Genomic DNA, 20579 nt, shown 5'->3' on the forward strand with positions numbered 1-20579 from the left:
TGCCCTTACTGTTCTAGGTGCTGCGTCAGTAATCCGTGAATGCGCTCCTTTTCCTCTTGACCTACAATAAAATAATAAATACCGTTGATCTTCTCGCCTTTTCCCTTGATCTCAACTGTATCGATTTGTTCCAGGTCGCTACGATAATCCAGAAGTAGTTCTTTCATCTCATCAAATGTCAGATCTGTTCTGACATGTGTACCCAGCTCATCTAACATATTCTGAAGGTGAAGCACACTGGAGAATTGCATCGTATTTTTGAGCATCTGCTTCAGGACCTCTCGCTGACGATCATTCCTTCCCAAGTCGCCCTTCGGATCATCATAACGCATTCTGGAGAATCCGAGAGCAGCAACACCATCCAGATGAATATTGCCCTGCTCATAACGTTTTCCCTCATAGTCAAAGGCAAACGGGTTGTTTACATCCACACCACCAACAAGATCAATGATTTTGGAGAACCCCTCCATATCTACTTTCATATAATAGTGAATGGGAATTCCCAAAAATTGTTCAACTGTTGCAAGAGACATATCCACGCCCCCAAAAGCATAAGCGTGATTGATTTTGTCTTCGGTGTTGCGTCCTACAATTTCTGTTCGTGTATCTCGCGGAATATTAAACATCAGCACTTTCTTTTTCCCCGGATTCACACTTAGAACAATCATCGTATCTGAACGTCCTCGATCATTCTGGCGTTCATCTACCCCCAGGATCAAGGCATTAAAGGGCTCTTTGCGATTGAGTTCAACCTGGAGTCCGCCCTTCGCATCGGTTACCGAAACAGGCTTTACGGGATTACGAGGCTCATAAATCTGATCAGCGGTTGATTTAACCGATTGATAGAGATAGATCGCATAACCAAATACAACGATGATCAAAAGGGAAGCAATCCAAGCCGTCCATTTCATCCACTTTTTCATGGGGATCTTCCTCACTCATAATGTTAATATTCACTGGCAGATTAGATAATTGCTGGTGCTTTCCCTTCCACCTTCACGAGACCTGGACGTCCGACAGAATAATAGTGGAAGGCAGATGCTTGAATCTGCTCCGCACTATACACATTACGACCATCAATCATCACAGGCTCCTTCATCGTTTGGGCTAAGGTTGTCAGATCTACCTGGGCAAATTCCTTCCATTCTGTCAGCACACATAGCGCATCCGCGTCTTGAGCAGCATGAAGCGGGCTATCCTCCCACGAAATCGAGGCAATGTCGATCTCTTTACGGAAGTTAGCCGTTGCAATCGGATCGTAGGCTCTGACCGATGCTCCAGCATCAATAAGATGTTGAACAATATCAATGGCTGGTGCATCTCGCACATCATCGGTATCCGGTTTAAACGCCAGTCCCCAGATAGCAATTGTTTTGCCTGCGAGTGACCCCAGAGCTTCCTCCAGCTTGTAGATCACTTGCATACGTTGGTCCTGATTGACTTGCACTACAGATTTCAACAGTCTGAAATCATAATCCACCATACCTGCAATCTGGATCAGCGCCTGTGTATCTTTAGGAAAACAAGAGCCGCCATAACCGATACCTGCCTTCAAAAAAGCAGACCCGATGCGTTTATCGTACCCCATGCCTTCTGCAACGCGTGTAACATCCGCCCCAACTTTCTCACAAATATTCGAAATTTCATTAATAAATGATATTTTGGTTGCCAGAAATGCATTGGATGCGTATTTAATCATCTCCGCTGAGCGGATATCTGTAATAATCAGATTACTTGTTAAGGGCCGATGAAGTTTCTTTAACGTCTGGATGGCCCGATCACTGCTCGTGCCGATGACAATCCGGTCGGGGTTAAGCGTATCCTTGATTGCGGAGCCTTCTCGCAAAAACTCGGGAACAGAGGCCACGTCAAAGGGCTGGGAGGATATACTGCGAATCAGATCGCGGATACGGTCATTGGTACCTACAGGAACCGTGCTTTTAGTCACGATGATTTTGTAACTTTCGAGATGGGTGCCGATCTCCATAGCCACTTGCTCTACATAACTCAGATTCGCCTCACCGTTTGGTAGAGAAGGTGTACCTACGGCTATAAAGACAATATCTGACTGGTGTATCGCCTCACCAATGTTTGAGGTAAACGACAGTTTACCTGCTTGCGTATTGGAAATCATCAACTCTTTAAGACCAGGTTCGTAGATTGGAACGATGCCCTCATTCAGCATTTGTACTTTTTCCTCATTGTTGTCTACACAGATCACCTGGTTGCCAATCTCCGAAAAACAAACCCCTGATACCAGACCTACGTAGCCTGTTCCAATCACCGCAATATTCATCTTGTTTTCCCCCAATTCACGCAATTTTGGATAATATCTTCCCATTCCATCTCAACGCGAACGATGTCCTCTTCCACCAGTTCACTGCCCATCTGCACCTCAATAATTTCGAGTTCGGTCAACGCTTTGACACTGTGCTTCCCTCCTGCCGGAATCACAATGACATCTCCTTGATGAAGCGGTCTGAGCTCGCCGTCCATAATGAATTCACCTTGTCCCGAGACAACGGTCCATACTTCATTTCGTTTGAGATGGTACTGGTACGAAAAGTTTTTATGGGGCTCGATGATGATGCGTTTGGTTAATACTTCTTCGCCTTTTTTATTGCGTGTGTAATCAAGCACTCTGTAACAGCCCCAACGACGTTCTTCATACATGGGGCGCTCAGCGCTATCTTTTAACACTTCCTTGATCTGAGGACTCGCCTCTTTTTCACTGACCAGAATGCCATCAGGACTTGTTGCCACGATCAAGTTGGATACTCCCAGTACGCAGACCGGAATGTTTAATTCATTAATCAGATGTGTGTTCACCGTACTGTTCGTCATGACACCTTTGCCCACAATATTGGTACTCATCTCATCTGTCAGCGTGTTCCATGTGCCAAGGTCTTTCCAGTACCCCTCGTAAGGTGTAACCACAATATGCTGAGCCTTCTCCACCACTTGATAATCAAAGCTGATTTTCTGCAGTCTCCCGTACTGTTTCAACATTTCTTCATACTGGATAGGCAGTTCAAGCGAGATGAGCAGATTAATCAAATAATTGAGTTTGAATGCAAAAACCCCGCAATTCCAAAGGGCAGATTGTTCGATCATCTCTGCCGCTTCAGCTTCACGGGGTTTCTCTTGAAAACGGGATACTTTGGCGTAACGTTGTTCTTCTTTAGTTTCAGACCGTTCTGGAATGATGTAACCATACTTTTCCGAAGGATACGTGGGTTTCACGCCAATTAACGCAAGCTCTGCACCGGAGTCATCCAGCACGTCCCCCAGCTCTGTTACTTTATAAAAGAAGGACTCCTCCACATAGGGATCAACCGGAAGCATGGCTACCGTTTCATTTAAGCTGGCTCCCTGCACGGAGTACAAATATACGGCCGCCAAGGCGATTGCGGGGAAGGTATCTCTTCGTTCAGGCTCAACGACCAGATCCACTTCATAACCCAACTGACTTCGCAAAATCTCCACCTGCGGTTTGCTCGTTGCAATCGTTGCTTGGCCACTTAACCCCGTGTGCTGCAATTGCCTCCATACGCGCTGTACCATCGATTCCGTCTGTCCGTCCTCGCCTTCAAGCACCTTCAGGAATTGCTTGGATCTCGTGTCGTTGGACAAAGGCCATAACCGTTTACCTGATCCACCGGAGAGAAGTACGATTCTCAATGCAACCACTCCACTCTATATATTTTAAGATGATACGGGACAGCTTTTCGTTCGTTATACGGTTGCCGTTGATTCCATATACTTGGTCACGGGTGGAGCACTCGCCTTGGAAGAGGAGTCCATATTGGCTGTGTTCACTTCATGTGTCCATATCCGGTAATATCCCGAATTCTTCCCATAAGAGTTATCAATCAATAGGTTAGGCTTCGCCATCAGACAAGACAGGATGTGACCATGTAATCTGGATGTGTGAATCATGCGATAATCCGAGAAGCAGCGTACCGCCTTATTCACAAGGTAGTCACTATATTTCATCCATATGAATTGGGAGAGGGCTCGCGAAGCAGGTTTCTTCAACCCTTTACTGATATAGTAGATTAGCTTTCGCTCATATTTGTTATACAAGGTGGGCCAATCCAGGTAATCTCCTTGCTGCTCTGTGGAATTCAGAGATTGTTGAGCTGCTGTTTGTTCAATGTCAGTTCTAAAGAAATTCAATCTCTCTTTACGAGAGTTATGCTGGATCTCCATCGGCCATAATTGGTGCGCCATATCGGGAACTAAGTTCACCTTAGAGTTGGCAAAATGATCCGAGGCAATTTGAAACGATATCTCATCGCGAACATAGATATGCAGATCTGTATGCTGAGCAAAAACAGATGCAGTTCTTTGAAGAATAGCTTGATCCTTATAAAATATCGTCTGAGGAAGAATCACGATTCGATGATGCGGGTAATGCTGAACGATACGTTCTCTTAATGATTGATGAGCTTCGTATAAATCACCGAAATTCCCACCACCATGAAGAACAATAATATGATCCTGGGGAATTTCAACTTGGTCATGAAAGTCATGGACGCTGTATCGTTGAGACACATGAATATGATGGTCTTTGAAAAAAGCCTCTGTTCCTTTCATAATAAGCAGATCACCACAATTGCTGTGAACGGGATAATCAATGTAATAGATCTTCGAATGAGGGGGCACAACTTCAAGGATCGATTCAAGTCGTTTTTTCAACTCATCCATGGGATGAATCTTTTGCACGTTTGACATCTCTTCTGGCTCCTTTAAATAGATTTTTTTCTCTCCATTTTTGCTTGAGGAAGGCCATATCTTCCTTGTTATATAACATCTTGTGCATCGGCATTTTGAAAATAATCGAAACGGATATTAATGACATCAGCATTCGGACGAAGGAACCAAGTAACAACGCCAGCCCTAAACCGTATAACCCGAACATGGGCGTAAGCACAAAGAACAACGTAATCGTCACAGCAAGTGCGATGACCTGCCGAAGCACGATAACGCCTGGTCTCCCGAGCGCATTAAAAGCCGAAGCCAGAATCCAAGATCCTCCGCCAACGATACACTCCAGAGACAACAGATAGAATACACCGCTGGCCTCCAGAAATTCCGGGCCAAACAACAAGCCAATAAAAAAACGACCAATCAGCATACTCGGTATGATGATGATCGTCATAAGTACCATACTAATGCGAAAAGCTCTGCCAACAAGAGACAACACCTGTTCCTGCTCCATGCCGGCTACCTTTGGAAATATGACATTGGTGATGGCCGTCTGCACAACATTAAACATACGCGATAGGGCAAACACAACCGAATATAACCCGAAATCTTTGGGTGTCAGTAGAGCCAAAATAATAATTTTGTCAAACTGGCTATACAACGTGCCTAGCAACTCTACCCCATATACACGAAGGCCATAGCTGAATAAATGAATCCCCGTTCGAATCTGAGCCACCAGCTTGCTGACGGAACTGAATATTTGCTGACGCATGGCAATCATATAACAGGTCAACACCAGTATAGTGCTGGCAAAACTGATAATAATGGCTCGTTCCACGGTTAATACCTGAGCTACCCACAGTAGTACCAACCCTGCAAGATTCAATAAGGGAGCTAGCAAACGCGACAGATTGTAAATATGGAACTTGTCGGTTCCTTGTGCGGCTGCTGCAAGCACACCCATGAACAGCATCACTGGAACCATGGATACGGTATACCACCTTGCAATGGTAATGACAGATTCTGAATATCCTGATAGCCAGATAGGGATACCAAACCAACTGATCACCCCAGCAATGATACTGATCGGAATCTGAACGGCAAAGCTCATGCTGATATAGATAGGGAGTTGCTGGCTGTTTTTTTTGACATTGTAAATTAACGAGGTGGGCAGACCAAATGCGGCCAGACCCGAAATGAATGCAGGCCAGAATAAAACAGCCGCAAGCTCTCCCTTCCCCGTCGCTCCGAACATGCGAGCTGTAATAATGGAAGTTAGCGTAGTCACAGCCATAATGAGAATATTAGCCATGCTGGTCATGACGATGGTCTGAATAATGCTTCGCTGCCTTGGTTTTCGGGCAATCGCCATGTTCATCAGGTGTTCAGCCCTCTGCCATTTCGGAAAGATCCCACAATCGTGCCGTTCCGATAAGATATTTTGACTAATTGGCTCATGACCTTCTGCACATTATTCATACATAACAACATAATCAGACCTGCCTGTGCAATTCGAACAATATGTTTGAACACACCCCAGCCGCTCTTGTTGTAACGTGTTGCATCACTGATTCCCTGCCAGTACATTCGCCGCAAGAGCCAGCGTTTATTTAATCTGCTTTTGGAGATTTTATGTTGCACTGACCCATATGGCGTATAAAATATGTCGTATTCCTCTCGAATTCTGCTAATGAGTTCACTCTCTTCGCTTGAAAGCAAATTATTTCCTACGCGCCCCAAGTCTTCGCGAAACGGCTCAATGGAATCAAACACACTTTTTCGAAAAGACACATTTGCCCCAAAGGGAAAATACGGCGGTTTCATCTCGGTAACCTGATCTGAAAAGTCCATCAACGTATACAAGCCAATGATCTCATCCGGAATCCAATCCGGCTTTCCACCTTCCCAGATCGGATCAATTTTCCCGCCTACACAGCCAATCTTCTCATCCCGTTCGAACACATGAATGACTTCACGAATCCAGGAAGAAGAGGCCAGCGCATCATCATCCAGAAACATGATAAATTCTCCCTGTGCTTCTCGTATGCCACGGTTCCTGGCATAAGATAGACCAAGCTTACTCTCAAAGATGTAGCGAACGTGATTGGGCCAATCGGTACTCTGAAATAATTCCCTGGTGTTATCTTTGGAGTTATTATCGATAACCAGTACTTCAAATTCAATATCTTGATCTTCTTGAGCCAGCACACTTTGGACAGCTTCAACGGTATCCTTCGCTCTATTATGTGTACAAATGACTACCGATGCTCTCATAATTCCACCTCAATGCTTTGTTTTCGTTTCATTCTTCCAGCATGGATTCCACTGTGTTTCAAGTAGTCTTCGTAGCTCTCCAAATAGGTGAGAGACATCTTCTTCCAATCATTTCGAAGAGCTACCTCTCTGGATGCCTTGCCCATCTCGTTCAGATAGGATTTATCCTGCATTAACGTGTTAAGAATGACTGCCAGCCCATCTACATCATTGGCATCTTGCAAAATAACACCGGGAGGGATACTTTCATGATCGTTCTTGATCATTTCAGTTACCCCCGACTCCTCCGTGATCACAACAGGAATTCCTGAGGCGAGGGCCTCCAACACGACCAAACTGCAAGCTTCATAACGCGAGGGGAAAATAAACAGATCCACATTGCGCATGAGATACCCCATATCTTTCCGATAGCCTAGAAAATGGACCCGATCTTCTATATTTAAGTCTTTAGCCATTTGAGGATAAATACTTCGATCTGTAGATCCCGCTACAACGAGTTCTAACTCAGGTACAGATACCATCGACTTCAATACCGTATCCAGATTTTTTCTAGGGCTGCTAATATCACCTGCAAATAAACCTACGACTCGGCCGGAGTTAATATCCATTCTGCTCTTCTCTCCAGCATCACTGGGGTAAAACTCATGGACATCCACTCCATTATGAATGACCTGCACTTTGTCGGGATGCGTGCCTAATTGAATCAATTCATGCTTTACTTTCTCGGAAACCGCAATGATTCTACCACTTTTGCGAAAGGCGAATCGTTCCAGATACGCATTCACCAACGTGTACAGACCGAAATACCATCGTTTCCAGGAGCCGTGTACACGGAAGCTATGTACGGGGGATTTTATCCATGTACTGTGCACAAAGTGAACCGCATTGATGTCCCCTCTAGCCCAGGTGATAAAACCATTGACCATCACAAGATCAACTTGCTTTTTTTTTCTTAATTTGCGAATATGGGTAGCACTGCTCCATGCAAACAACTGGTATCGTAACAGCTGTGGTAACCCCAGCGAAGGAAAAACTTTAATCCATGTAGCTCCCTCATATTCAAGAAGTTCCGGCTCCACCTCATTGGAAATCATAACAACTTCATGACCTTGTCTTAGGGTTTCAATTGCAATCTCATAATTAACTCTGCCCTGGCCCTCTCCTTTGACAACCCTGTGAGTAACGATACATATTTTCATCCTTAATCCTCCCCATTAGGACATGAAGATTGTGGAACCCGTCCATTAGGCCAATTGCTTCAACAACTTTCCACGATGCGACCACAAACAATAGTTGACCACCCATTCGTATCCGTTATCCCCCATCGCTCTGGCTAGCCCATCGTCGGTCATTAATTGTTCGATACGCGCAGCAATCTCCTGATCATTAACCGGGTCTACGAGATAACCGGTGATATTGTCCTTCACGGCATCGGGAATACCGCCACTATTTCCTGCGATGACAGGTAATCGATAATAGTTGGCTTCCAGGAATACAATCCCGAACCCTTCCACGTCACCCTTCTCCTTGATATCCCGGCTTGGCATAATGAAGAGATCCGCACATTCATATAATTGCTGAAGCTCATCGTCTGTAGTACGTCCTGTAAATACAACAACAGATTCGAGTCCGTACTGAGTTACCAGTCGTTCGAGTTCTCCCTTATACGGCCCATCTCCACAGATAACATACTTCAGATCAGGAATATGCGTAATAACCTGACTCACAGCTTTCAGTGTGACATCATGACCTTTGCGTTCCACAAGTCGCGAGACGGTGATCATCACTTTTTTACCATGCAGACCATACTTATCCCGTAAATCCCCCTGGCTCCCTGTATCCGCGTTTAGCTTGTTCACGTTAAGTCCCGGTGGAATAATGACAATCTGAGACTCCGAAATCCCCAGTTCAACCAGCTTCGACTTCGTATACTGGCTATTGGCAATCACCTTGTCCGCACGCTTCAGAATGAACAACAGCAGTGGGAATAATCGGCTATTAACCATCCCCATCACATCCAGGCCGTGAACATAAGGAAAGTATTTGACTCGAAAAAGGAATTTCATGAATGGACCGGCTAAGCCAACCGGGAATATATTCACAAAATGAATCTCATCTGTTTTTTTGCGCCATTTCAACAGAATCAGTTGCGCCACCAGAACAAGCTGTGAGAGAATCAACAGCCATTTATTCGAATCTGAAAAAATACGTTTCCGAATGATTTCAAAATCACTCTTCCGGTCAAACTGTTCGGACTCTGCGGTATTATTTATTTTATTGGTCAGCACCGTTGTCTCTTCTGCTGGAATCTGTGATATCAGCCCGTAGGCATAATCATGAATCCCTCCCTTTTCAGGCGGGAAATCAATCGCAACAAACACTTTGTTCATAGCTTTATCTCCCTCACAACAATACATTTGGCATGCTTACACCGTGCTCATAATAATGTTGACCGTATCCTTGGCACATTTGTTCCAAGAGAAGAAGGCTGAGTGCTCTTTGCCCTGAATGGACATTCGCTGTCCAAGCTCCGGATCAGACATCATCTCTACCAGACGTGAAGCTGCTTCCTGCGGATGATGAGGGTCAAAGTACAGTCCTGCCTCTCCACATACTTCCGGGATCGAACCACGGGAAGACACGATAACCGGACAACCAAGCGCCATCGCCTCCAGTGGCGGTAAGCCAAACCCTTCGTACAAGGATGGGAAAATAAAACCGGTGGCATGTTCGTAGAGCGCTTTTAACTCCTCATCCGTCACATACCCTACCCAATTCACACCTTCCGAATCATTCACAGCATGATTGCTGAACACCTTACTGTTCTTGGAGCCCACGATGACAACACTCAAATTCTGTGCTTTCACCTGAGGTAAAATCTCCAAGATCAGCTTAAAGTTTTTGTAAGGATTCATCGTGCTGACAGCCAGCACATACGGGGAGTTAATCCCATATTTCTCAAGTGTGCCTTGAGCCGCCTGCCTGTGATGAATATGATCGATGCCCAGGTGTGTAACGGATACCTTCTGAGCGGCAATTTTGCAGTGTTGAATAAGTTCACCTTTGGAAAAGTTAGACACGGTAATGACCTTTTTCGAAATCTTGCCTAAGCGAACCGTTAAAAACTGATACCATGACCGAAACGCGAAGGAAAATGCCTTCGGATAACTGAATACAGAAGCGTCATGGATCGTCACGACCTGATTGCGTTTGAATGCCGGGCCTGTGTTACACAGGTTAATTAGCAATCCTTTTTTCGCGTAAAATGGCAACTCCAGCTGTTCCCACACATGTCCCTTCAGTCTGCCAACAATCCGGTGCCGAATATGTTTCAGTTCAAGATGAGTAACCACATTCGCGGGTGAGAGCAGGCAAAACTCTACTTTTGTACCGTCTACTTCTCCAGCGTCAATCAAATTATCGATTTCCTTCACGAGTTCAATGGCATATCGCTGAACCCCGGTAACGGTCTGTGTCAGGAAACGGGCATTGATATAGATTGTATTCATGTTAATCTCCATTTCTCTTTGAAATTTCCAAACGGGAAGCCGGCCCGGCGGTTTGGAAGCTAACTTCTACATTTCTCGCTTCATAATAGAGACTCACGAACTCCTCATTCATTCGATCCGAGCTGAACTTCTCTTTATACACCTGATGTCCCGCTTCACCCATGGTTGCCAACGCTTCTTTATCAAGTTGCATTAGAATCTCTCTCAATCCTTCGAGTCGTTCAAGTTCAAAGATGTAGCCATTCTCCCCATGCGTCACCAGCTCTGGCAACGAGGCCCGATTGCTAGCGATGACGGGTTTGTGATTTTTCATTGCTTCCAGCGCGACCAAGGGTAACCCTTCCCACCTGGAAGGCATAATGATCGCATCACACTGCTCGTAATAGTGATCAATCTCTGCATTATTGACCCACCCTAACCGGATCATATTGTCGGTAAAGGTCCATTCATTTTTTTCCAATACGCTGTCTCCAATGATGTATAACTGAATACGCTGCTGCAGTTCGGGATACTGCCTGAATGCATCCAGCAGCAGATCCAGTCCTTTCTGCCGATCGTATCTGCCCACAAACAAGAGCCGGACCATGCTGTCATCCTCTTGCTCCTGATCTTTTTGCACAATTACTTGCGGCTGCTCTTCATGATTTTGAGGCTTGTGAGACTTGCGGTCACGCAGGCCACTATAAACGAATCGGGATTTGGCTGGAGACATGCCCATGCGAATCGATTGCTGCATCTCATATTTTGATATGTTCACGATATAGTCTGTTTTGAATTCCAGTATTTTCTCGATCATGAAATAAGCCTTTTTATGCAGGGGTTTGGTATCCATCAAAAAAGACCAGCCATGTGAGCAGTAAAAGATACTCGCTTTGCGCGGGGTGAAAAAAAATAAGCCCCTTGCGAGCATACCCGCAAATGAGCTGTGTACATGAATAATATCCGGTTCGATCCGCCGAATAGCTTGGTGAATCTGTCTCATCGCTGAGAAAAAGTGTTTCGGGTGGCGTTTGTAACTGTAACGAAAGATATGCTCTGGCTCCAGATCAAAATCCTTTGCCGAGTTATAATCACTCATCAATACATAAACCTCAAACCGGTTACGCTGGTAGGACACCAGCTCGTTTAAATACGTGGCAACACCGCCCACCACATATTCTCCGATGTGCAAAACCTTCATTTTCGCTCACCCGCTTTATATGGTATATCACCTGCATTACGATGCTGATACAGAGCTATGCCTATGAACATCCAGAAAAAAACGTTCGCAGGAAACAACTCAAGAACGTTGGTCGTCATACTTGCCGCAGCCACTCCTGCGCCGAGGGCTATAGCCACCTGAGGAAGTCTGGAACCTGCCGAGTAAGGTGAGGCATTCATTCGTCTAACCAGTGTGACCAACAACCACATGAATAACATCAAAAAATAGGCAAGACCGATCCAACCTGTCTGTTCGTACAAGGAAAAGTACTGGTTATCCACTGCAAAATTACTGGAGTTCAGACCCATCATATGTGTGCGCCGACTGGCAGCACCAACCGAACCAATTCCGTTGCCGATCATGCCATTCATGGTGAATGGCGAGGTCAGGCTGCTTCCCCATATCTGTAATCGATCAAGCAGGGATGAACTGGAGAGCAGATTTTTGGACTGCAGGAACCTGCCTCCGAAAAACACAACTGCAGGCAGTGTCAGAAAAACAACCGCCAGAACTAACATATTTTTTTTGTTGTACTTGCGAATCTGAAGTAAAAAAAGAACCACCTGATATACAAACCAGAGCAATAAAGCCGATCGAATCGTAGATAAAAGCAAAAAGCCGATCGTCAGCAACTGGATCATCAGGCGAAAGCTACGGTGCTTCACTGCCAGCTTGGTTTGTTCTGCAATGATACCTGTCATTAACAGTGCATACGCATAACCATCCGGCGAGTACGTAATGGAGGATAAACGCGGCACACCCTCAAGATAGTTTTTGATGTTTACGCCGTATACGAATCCCATAGTGATTAACTTTTCTATACCCAGCGCATATTGAGCGCACCATCCTGCAATGAGCATAATAAAAATAACCAGATTGGTTCTGGCAAATGCGTACATTCCACCCTGCTCGGCCATAAACATGCCTGCAAACAGCATCACCAGTGGTAAAAGCGTAATTTTGATTCCATAGACTAACGTGACCACGCTGGAACCGACAAGTACATTTAACGATCCGAGCACGATGAGGGAGGCCAGTATAAACAGGAATAGATTCAGAAAATGAATCTGCTGGCGATATACCCGAGCAAGTGTGTATACCGCAAGTAGCAACATGCCTGCGTCCTTTAACGAACGAATCACAATATTATCGACATAGATCGAAATCAGACCATAAATGGACAGATAGAGCAGTAAGAAATGAATCAACATCATGATGACTGAGGAAGGCGCATCAGACCTCGCTTGAACTAATGATGGCGATTTGACGTTCAGAGAAGTCATGTACATCTTAGCCTTCACCTCCAATTAACTTCTCGTAGATGATCGCATGTCTGGTGAGAAGATAATCTTCATTAAAGGATAAGCTGTGTTCGGAGCATTGTAGCATTAATTCATTTTTCTCCGCTTCAGATAAGGCGTAATAATGGAGGATTGCGTCACGGATCGCATCCGCACGATGGGCGGTGAAAGAGAAGGTATCCGCATCCAGCAAAATCTCGGGCATGCCCCCAACCTTGGAAGCGTAAACTGGCGTACCTGCTTGATACGATTCGATGACCACTCTGCCAAAAGGTTCATCCCAGGTGGACGGTACAATCGTGAGATCCATCTTTTTCATCTGGGAAGTGATCTCCTTTTTATCGATTTTGCCCACGAACACGATCCGGGGATCAGCCCCTGCAAGTTCTTGTAATGTGTGAAGCAGAGGGCCATCCCCATGGATGAACAGCTTCCCCACAATCTGCTGATCGAGCTTTTGCACTGCTTCAATCAGATACTGAACTCCTTTGACCTCGGTTAGTTGTCCAAAATATCCAACATGCAGGGGTTGCTGGTGACGAACCGTTTTTCCCGCATTAACATGCTGAACCCGATTATCACGCTCAACAATGTTATGAATGACATGTTTGGACGCGAGCGCGAAAAACCCCAGTTCGGTATGCTTGTTAAGCACATGCTCGGATATGCCAATAACAGAAGAAACTCTGCGGCTGTAGTGTTTGGAAATCTGTCTGTAGAACCTGGAATATGCCGAGATCGCGATAGGTTCAATTAACGAAAAATCGCGCAGGGTATGCACAACCGGGATGTTCAGTTCAAACGCCGCTTTCCAGATCGCAAGGCTTAATCCCGGTATATTCTGAGTGTGGATCAGGGCAGGACGTTTCATCATCAGATATTGTTTAATATGCTGGTACTGCTTCACATTAAAAATATCCTGGATACGCCATAACACTTTGTCAGAAGTGCTGGACTGCCTTGCTGTATCACCGATCCAGTACCGATTATTAAATGGTAGCCGCGAGATTTCAATCCCGTTCACTGTATCCGTCTGCACCCCGCCCTCCTTGTGTCCACCAACTGTAATGACTTTAACGTCATAACTGGACTCCAGCGTCTGGGCCAAAATCTGTGTTGATATCTCGGCTCCCCCAATAATATGGGGTGGATATAAACTGTGAGCAATCAATATAGTTTGCACGGTTCTCAACTCGCTTTTATTCAGCTTCATTGTTATCAGTTCAGTGTGATCAAGTTTCCTGTACCTGCAGCATCAATCGATAGTGCTCTATCGTGCGTTTCAATCCCTCTTCCAGACCAATCTCCGGCTCCCAGTTTAATATTTCGCGAGCTTTATCAATCACTGGACGTCTAACCTTCGGATCATCTTCAGGTAAAGGCAAGAATACAACCTTACTGTCCGATTGTGTGAGCTGTTTCACCAAATGAGCGACCTCAAGAATCGTGTATTCCGTAGGGTTTCCGATATTGATAATCTCTCCATCAGCCCGATCTTCCGCCATGAAAGCTTGTAATCCCCGAATGTTATCATCCACATAACAGAAGGATCGGGTCTGTGAACCATCTCCATACACTGTAATATCTTGACCCGCCAACGCCTGCGTTACAAAATTAGATATCACCCTGCCGTCATCATTGCGAAGCCCGGAAGAATACGTGTTGAAAATACGCGCAACTTTCACGGAAACTCGTTGTTTTGTGTAGTATTCATAACAAAAAACTTCGCCTAACCGTTTGGCTTCATCATAGCAAGCTCGTGGCCCCCACGTATTTACATTGCCTCGATAACTCTCCGGCTGCGGATGAATCTCGGGATCGCCATAGGCTTCACTTGTACTGGAATACAGAAACTTGGCTCCTTTGACCCGAGCCAGTTCCAGCATATGATAGGTTCCTCGCGTGTTCACCCAGATCGTGCCAATCGCATCTGCTTGATAGAATTTAGGTGAAGCAGGCGAAGCCAGATGATAGACTTCGTGCACCTGCTGATCAACGAAAATATCCATTGTATCGGGACGTGTAACATCTGCTTCATGGAATACAAAGTGAGGGTTCTCCATAACCCCTGCCAGATTGCGAATCACACCTGTTGAAAGATTATCGATCCCTGTAACCCGATGGCCCTGGCCGATCAAAGATTGCACGAGATGAGAGCCCAGAAATCCGGCAGCACCTGTCACTACAATATGTTTCATTACATCACACTCCAAATTATGATCCAAAATGGTCAAAAGGTGTTGCTTTTAATCATTACACCGATAGTTTTAAAAATGATCGTAATGTCCATTTTCATGGATACATTCGAGATATAGTGGAAGTCATACTGGAGATTATGGTGAATAGGCTCCTTCCGAGCCTCGCTCACCTGCCACAATCCCGTAATTCCCGGTTTCACCAGAAAACGCCTGCGTTCCAGATCGGTATAACATTCCTCCACAATACGTTTCATCTCAGGTCTTGGGCCGATAAAACTCATATCGCCTTTGATAATATTGAGCAGCTGCGGCAGTTCATCGAGACTCGTCTTGCGCAGAATTCTGCCCAGTCGTGTAATCCTCGGATCATGGCTGGTCGTTGGCGAAAGGCCATATTTCGGTGCGTCTGTACGCATCGTTCTGAATTTATAAATGTTAAATTTGACTCCATTCTTCCCGTACCGCTCCTGCTTGAAGATCACGGGCCCTTTGGAATCCAGTTTAATCAAAATAGCCGAAAGCAGCATGACCGGTAATGTGATGAGCAGTAACAGAATAGCGATAACAAAATCGGCCAATGGCTTCATCACATCCGTATACCCGCCAACACGTTGTGAGTATGGCTGCTCAAGTACAGCGGCATTCCCCTCTTTAACCAAGGTTTCCCCACTCCCAAAGTATTCCGGTCCTGATAGCTTCACAGACTATCCCCTCCAGCTACAAGGATTTGATTCATCTGTTCCTTCATTAGAATCTCTTCAATCGCCATCAGCACCGGTGCACGCAACTCTTTATTTTTGAGTGCAAAATCGAGTGTCGTGAGAATATAGCCCAGCTTCTCCCCTACATCAAACCGGGAGCCTTCAAAGTCATAGGCGCTAATTCCTTCATCATCATTCAACTTTTGCAACGCATCTGTAAGCTGAATTTCCCCTCCTGCACCGACATTTTGCTCTTCCAGATACTCAAAAATTTTCGGAGTCAAAATGTATCGTCCCATGATGGCCAGGTTAGACGGAGCCGAACCTAGTGGAGGCTTTTCAACCATACTCTTAACAGAAGATAAACGTCCTTCTGTGTGCAACGGATCAATAATCCCGTAGCGGGATGTTTCACTAGGACTTACCGTTTTCACGCCAAGCACCGACTGCTCTACCTTTTCATACTGCTGGATGAGCTGTTTCAGGCACGGCACTTCCGACACGACGATATCATCGCCAAGCAACACGGCAAAGGGTTCATTGCCTATGAAATTCCGGGCGCACCAGACCGCATGCCCAAGTCCAAGGGCTTCCTTCTGTCTTATGTAATGGATATCCACGTTGGAGGACTTCCGGACTTCTTCCAGTAAACTGAGTTTCCCTTTCTCAAGGAGGTTATGCTCCAGTTCAAACGCACTGTCAAAATGATCTTCAATCGCACGTTTTCCTTTTCCCGTCACGATGATAATATCTTCGATCCCGGAAGCAACCGCCTCTTCAACGATGTACTGGATAGTCGGTTTATCCACAATAGGGAGCATTTCTTTAGGCATTGCCTTTGTAGCAGGTAAAAAACGGGTTCCCAATCCAGCAGCAGGGATAATTGCTTTTCTCACCTTTGTCATAGATATCACCCTATCCATTTAGTTTTTTTATTTAACTCAAAACCATGAAAACATGAAACATATCATTCATAAATAGGGCATTGAACCCCTCCTCACATCACACCCCTGACGATACACGTCTAAGGTACACTACCCACAGTGTGACCGAGTGCCTACCTTGATAGAGGTATAGTAGACATGACCTTTTAAAATGATTTGAAAATAAAACTCCATTGTCTTGCCTGTTATTTTTCCCCGTAACTGTTATTGCGGCTTTTCGGAACCTGCACATTGTTCAGCACAGCGCCTAGAATACGTGCATTCACATGTTCAAGATGAGCCTTCGCCTTTTTGACCAGATCCTTTTTCACCTTGCCTGCATTCACCACAAGAATGACACCATCACACAATGAACTGATAATCAATGCATCTGTCACGGTTAGAACCGGCGGTGTATCGAAGAGAATAACGTCATACTCTTCCTTCAAGCCCTCAAGGAGTGCTGTCATCTTACGTGATCCGATCATCTCCGAAGGATTAGGGGGAATCGGCCCGGAAGATAAGACATGAAGACCTTCCACCCCCGTTTCCCGAAGCACTTCCGTCACTTTGTATTGACTCGATAACACACTGGTTAGGCCTACATGGTTGGGCACATTAAACATCAGATGTACTGCCGGTTTACGGAGATCCGTATCCATTACCAGAACCTTTTTCCCTTCCTGCGCATAGGTAACTGCCAGATTGCCAATCGTCGTTGTTTTCCCTTCCCCTGAGGATGCCGAGGCAATCATGATCGTTTGAATCTGACTGTCTATGGATGAAAACTGAATATTGGTTCGTAGCTTTCGATAGGCTTCTGATGAAGTGGATCTGGGATTAGCCATCGTTACCAGGCCTACTCGTTCATTGGTTAATCGTGACATACTGTCCATCACCTACCTGTTTTTGAGATATGGATGACTGTTTTGACATACGGCTCTCTTCTTTTCTTATCTTGGAGATAACAGCAAGTGCAGGGAGATTTAATTCTTTCTCCAATTCATCTTCCGTTTTCAAGGTGTCATCCAAATATTCCAGCAGGAATATAAACCCTACTGCCAGTAGTAGGCCAACAATAAAGCTGATTAAAATATTGATGATGGGGTTGACGTTAATAGGATTGGAGGAATCCGTAGGTTTCGCTTCACTTAGGATCGTGACATTGTCTACTTTCATAATTACGGGGATTTGAGATTTAAACACTTTCGCAACTGCGTTTACGGTTTTTGCGGCTTTTTCGGATGATAATCCCGTAGCCGTTAGACTCATAACCTGGGACTCATTGGCGGTGGAAACTCGGATGTTTTGCCCTATTTGATTACCAGTCATACCAAGATCGGGGTATGTAGATGCCACTTTATCGAGGATTGCAGAAGATTTAATAATCTCCATATAAGAGTTGATCACTTTGATGTTTGTCTGAATAGTTCCAATATCCAAACTTGGAACACCTTGGGCATTATATGCCTGGTTGACGATTAATTTGGCGCCTGCTTCATAGATCGGTACAGTAAAAAAGTAGTTTTTGACACCTGCACCAATACAAGCCACAGCTACGAAGGCAACAATAATCCAGATGCGTTTACGTAAAATGTGTAAATACTCTTTGAGTTCCATTCGATTTTCCTCCCATTTAAGTCAGCCATATTAAGTGACTATGTATTTGGTACATCAGTAGCTGCTCACCAGAATAAAAAGCTGCGCTTTTTCTTGGCTGGTAATACAGCCGAAATACGTTGATTATTCCATATGGATTGTGCATTATCTTGAAAATGTTGAATGCAGCAACGTCCCAAACGTCTTTCGAGCAACGGATATACGACATCCAGTTTGAACGTTCGATATTTCGTATCGTGTGCATCTGATGAAATGAAATGAAACCCGTTTTCTTTGCAAAAATGAAAACACCACTTCTGAACTTTTCGCCCGAAAAGCCCAGTGAATGATTCCGCCGTAAGCTGGCATAGTCCACCTTGAAACAAGTATTCGGACAACAGCAATGGCTTTTTCAAAATGACAAGGTTGCGTTCCGGATGAGCGATAATAGGGGTAATTCCCGCGATTCGCAGTTCGTGCAGTATTCCGGGGAACTGTGAGGGAATATGACCAAAGGGCAACTCCAGCAACATATAACGACTACCGGCAAGTGTGCAGCACTTTCCTGCATACAAGTCTTCAATCAGCCTATCATGCACTCTGATCTCCTGACCGGGATCAATCTGCAAACGGATATTTCGTTTGGCAAGCTCGGCACGAAACATATAAACAGCCTGATTGACTACCTTTGGTTCATTGTTGTAATGTCCGTTCAGGTGATGCGGAGTTGCAATAATGGAGGTAATTCCTGAAGCTACTGCCTTCTCAGCCATCGCAACGGACTGCTCCATTTGAACAGGACCATCATCCAGACCGAATAGAATGTGGCAGTGCATTTCAACCATATCCAAACTTCCTGAAATAGTATGCTCCCCCTTGCCCCTTTATTCATTGCGCAAATGCTTTTGGTGTTAAAGAACTAATGCATAACGCTACGAAATATAGTAAAATGGCGTTAAGTACATGCTTGTTCAGAAATTGTTCAGAGTCTACCTCATCCTATATGATAAAATCAATGTAACGATAAGGCTTCAGCTGAGGAGATGGATCTGTTGCATTCCCATATGTAGAACGGGAAACTGCCTCAAATTCAACTTCAGTAAGCATTCTGTTTAACTGTCCAGTTATATATAGTGTTTGGTCTTTCTGAATATGCAAGTTTGAATGATACAATATCAGTTCTCCAAAAGGCTGTTTCCATTGCAGCTTGGCATGAAGCCTGACGCATATACGGCTGTCTTCTACATCTAAACCTAGTACCATTTCTGATATTACGGGTAAGTTCAGGTCGCTCAGGAAAGTGATCGCTTGTGTATCCATACCAAGTAACAGGACGGGTCGTCTTTTGCGGTCTACCATTTTCCCATGAAATTCCTGAATGTACATATGGACATTTGGTTTCAGATCGGCCCATTCCTGAAGAATTTTTGAATTCATGATTTCATTCCTTTAGAATGGATTGGCCAGCATGGACGAGAACGTTATTTTTGACAGGTATAACGCTCAAACCATGAGGAAATACTTAAACTACTAACTATGATACATTTTGTAACTCCATACGTTCAATTTACGATACAATACGTATCATGTCAAGCGGTATTTGGACATGGTTCTTTTGATTTACGACAATATGAGCTGTCCTTAGACAGACCTATTTAATAAGTGGTATATGAGACGAATGAGGCGTAGTACATTTGCAGGAAAGTTTACCCTGATCAAAAACTTGGCTCAGGATTGTTTCAATATATATGATGGTGTTCAGGGGGAAATAGCTTATGAGCTACGGAAATCGCATTGCTGAATTACGAGAACAGCGGGGACTTACTCAAGAAGAACTTGCGAACTCCATTCATATTACGAGAGCAGCTCTTTCCCACTACGAGAAAAACCGGCGCAAACCGGATTTCGAGGTGTTAACGCGGCTTGCTGACATTTTCGATGTGTCCATTGATTATTTGATTGGACGTACGAAACAAAGTGATGTGGTTATGGATGAAGACGTGCGTGAATTCGTGGATGCGCTTGAATTGTCAGATAAGGAAGTGTTAGAGCGCTTTGATCTGATGATTGATGGTAAACCTTTAACAGAGGAAGAAGCTCGTCGTTTTATCGCTTTTGTACGAATGGAACGCAGTATGGATTAATCATGCTACACCCGAAAAG

Annotated in this window: 20 protein-coding genes; 1 reads left to right on the forward strand and 19 read right to left on the reverse strand. The window is 44.8% G+C overall.

The features are described from left to right. Positions 1-5: 5 nt before the first annotated feature. From BLQ13_RS08925 to BLQ13_RS09015, 19 genes are all read right to left on the reverse strand, one after another. A complete protein-coding gene (locus BLQ13_RS08925) occupies positions 6-923 on the reverse strand; it encodes an LCP family glycopolymer transferase (RefSeq protein ID WP_090918256.1) in 918 nt (305 codons plus the stop codon). Positions 924-964: 41 nt separating this feature from the next. After that, positions 965-2296, reverse strand: a complete 1332-nt coding sequence (locus BLQ13_RS08930) for a UDP-glucose dehydrogenase family protein (protein WP_090918258.1) — start codon at positions 2294-2296, stop codon at positions 965-967. Next, on the reverse strand, positions 2293-3681 hold the full coding sequence (locus BLQ13_RS08935; protein ID WP_090918260.1) for a sugar phosphate nucleotidyltransferase: 1389 nt from the start codon (positions 3679-3681) through the stop codon (positions 2293-2295). The genes BLQ13_RS08930 and BLQ13_RS08935 overlap by 4 nt, the downstream gene beginning before the upstream one ends. Before the next feature lie 54 nt (positions 3682-3735). After that, positions 3736-4737, reverse strand: coding sequence for a polysaccharide pyruvyl transferase family protein (locus tag BLQ13_RS08940; RefSeq protein WP_090918262.1), 1002 nt, complete (start codon positions 4735-4737; stop codon positions 3736-3738). Further along, positions 4703-6088 (reverse strand): lipopolysaccharide biosynthesis protein, encoded by a 1386-nt coding sequence (locus tag BLQ13_RS08945; RefSeq protein ID WP_090918264.1) that lies wholly within the window; start codon positions 6086-6088, stop codon positions 4703-4705. The genes BLQ13_RS08940 and BLQ13_RS08945 overlap by 35 nt, the downstream gene beginning before the upstream one ends. Next, a complete protein-coding gene (locus BLQ13_RS08950; RefSeq protein ID WP_090918266.1) occupies positions 6088-6984 on the reverse strand; it encodes a glycosyltransferase in 897 nt (298 codons plus the stop codon). The genes BLQ13_RS08945 and BLQ13_RS08950 overlap by 1 nt, the downstream gene beginning before the upstream one ends. After that, positions 6981-8183, reverse strand: coding sequence for a glycosyltransferase family 4 protein (locus BLQ13_RS08955; RefSeq protein ID WP_090918268.1), 1203 nt, complete (start codon positions 8181-8183; stop codon positions 6981-6983). The genes BLQ13_RS08950 and BLQ13_RS08955 overlap by 4 nt, the downstream gene beginning before the upstream one ends. 45 nt (positions 8184-8228) lie before the next feature. Continuing rightward, a complete protein-coding gene (locus tag BLQ13_RS08960; RefSeq protein WP_167375685.1) occupies positions 8229-9374 on the reverse strand; it encodes a glycosyltransferase family 4 protein in 1146 nt (381 codons plus the stop codon). 36 nt (positions 9375-9410) lie between these two features. Then, entirely contained in the window at positions 9411-10493 is a 1083-nt protein-coding gene (locus BLQ13_RS08965) for a glycosyltransferase family 4 protein (RefSeq protein ID WP_167375686.1), read from the reverse strand. Between the two features lies 1 nt (position 10494). Beyond that, positions 10495-11673, reverse strand: coding sequence for a glycosyltransferase (locus BLQ13_RS08970; RefSeq protein ID WP_090918274.1), 1179 nt, complete (start codon positions 11671-11673; stop codon positions 10495-10497). Further along, the gene (locus BLQ13_RS08975; RefSeq protein ID WP_090918276.1) at positions 11670-12983 is read right to left on the reverse strand and encodes an O-antigen ligase family protein; all 1314 of its coding nucleotides are present in this window, start codon (positions 12981-12983) and stop codon (positions 11670-11672) included. The genes BLQ13_RS08970 and BLQ13_RS08975 overlap by 4 nt, the downstream gene beginning before the upstream one ends. Before the next feature lies 1 nt (position 12984). Further along, a complete protein-coding gene (locus BLQ13_RS08980; protein WP_167375687.1) occupies positions 12985-14178 on the reverse strand; it encodes a glycosyltransferase family 4 protein in 1194 nt (397 codons plus the stop codon). Positions 14179-14227: 49 nt separating this feature from the next. Continuing rightward, on the reverse strand, positions 14228-15193 hold the full coding sequence (locus tag BLQ13_RS08985; protein ID WP_090918280.1) for a UDP-glucuronic acid decarboxylase family protein: 966 nt from the start codon (positions 15191-15193) through the stop codon (positions 14228-14230). A gap of 32 nt (positions 15194-15225) precedes the next feature. Next, positions 15226-15894 carry a sugar transferase gene (locus BLQ13_RS08990; RefSeq protein WP_208606761.1) on the reverse strand — a complete coding sequence of 223 codons (669 nt, stop codon included), beginning with the start codon at positions 15892-15894 and terminating at the stop codon, positions 15226-15228. Continuing rightward, positions 15891-16799, reverse strand: coding sequence for a UTP--glucose-1-phosphate uridylyltransferase GalU (galU, locus tag BLQ13_RS08995; RefSeq protein WP_090918282.1), 909 nt, complete (start codon positions 16797-16799; stop codon positions 15891-15893). Before galU ends, BLQ13_RS08990 begins: the two co-directional genes overlap by 4 nt. Before the next feature lie 224 nt (positions 16800-17023). Continuing rightward, a complete protein-coding gene (locus tag BLQ13_RS09000; RefSeq protein ID WP_090918284.1) occupies positions 17024-17704 on the reverse strand; it encodes a CpsD/CapB family tyrosine-protein kinase in 681 nt (226 codons plus the stop codon). Next, positions 17685-18437 (reverse strand): YveK family protein, encoded by a 753-nt coding sequence (locus BLQ13_RS09005; protein ID WP_090918286.1) that lies wholly within the window; start codon positions 18435-18437, stop codon positions 17685-17687. Before BLQ13_RS09005 ends, BLQ13_RS09000 begins: the two co-directional genes overlap by 20 nt. A 65-nt stretch (positions 18438-18502) precedes the next feature. Further along, on the reverse strand, positions 18503-19261 hold the full coding sequence (locus tag BLQ13_RS09010; protein ID WP_090918288.1) for a tyrosine-protein phosphatase: 759 nt from the start codon (positions 19259-19261) through the stop codon (positions 18503-18505). A 154-nt stretch (positions 19262-19415) separates the two neighbouring features. Next, on the reverse strand, positions 19416-19853 hold the full coding sequence (locus BLQ13_RS09015; RefSeq protein ID WP_090918290.1) for a hypothetical protein: 438 nt from the start codon (positions 19851-19853) through the stop codon (positions 19416-19418). 338 nt (positions 19854-20191) lie between these two features. On the opposite strand from BLQ13_RS09015, the gene BLQ13_RS09020 reads away from it, so the two are divergent. Next, a complete protein-coding gene (locus BLQ13_RS09020; RefSeq protein WP_090918292.1) occupies positions 20192-20560 on the forward strand; it encodes a helix-turn-helix domain-containing protein in 369 nt (122 codons plus the stop codon). Positions 20561-20579 lie beyond the last annotated feature (19 nt).

Source organism: Paenibacillus polysaccharolyticus (assembly GCF_900102085.1).
GTDB lineage: Bacteria > Bacillota > Bacilli > Paenibacillales > Paenibacillaceae > Paenibacillus > Paenibacillus polysaccharolyticus.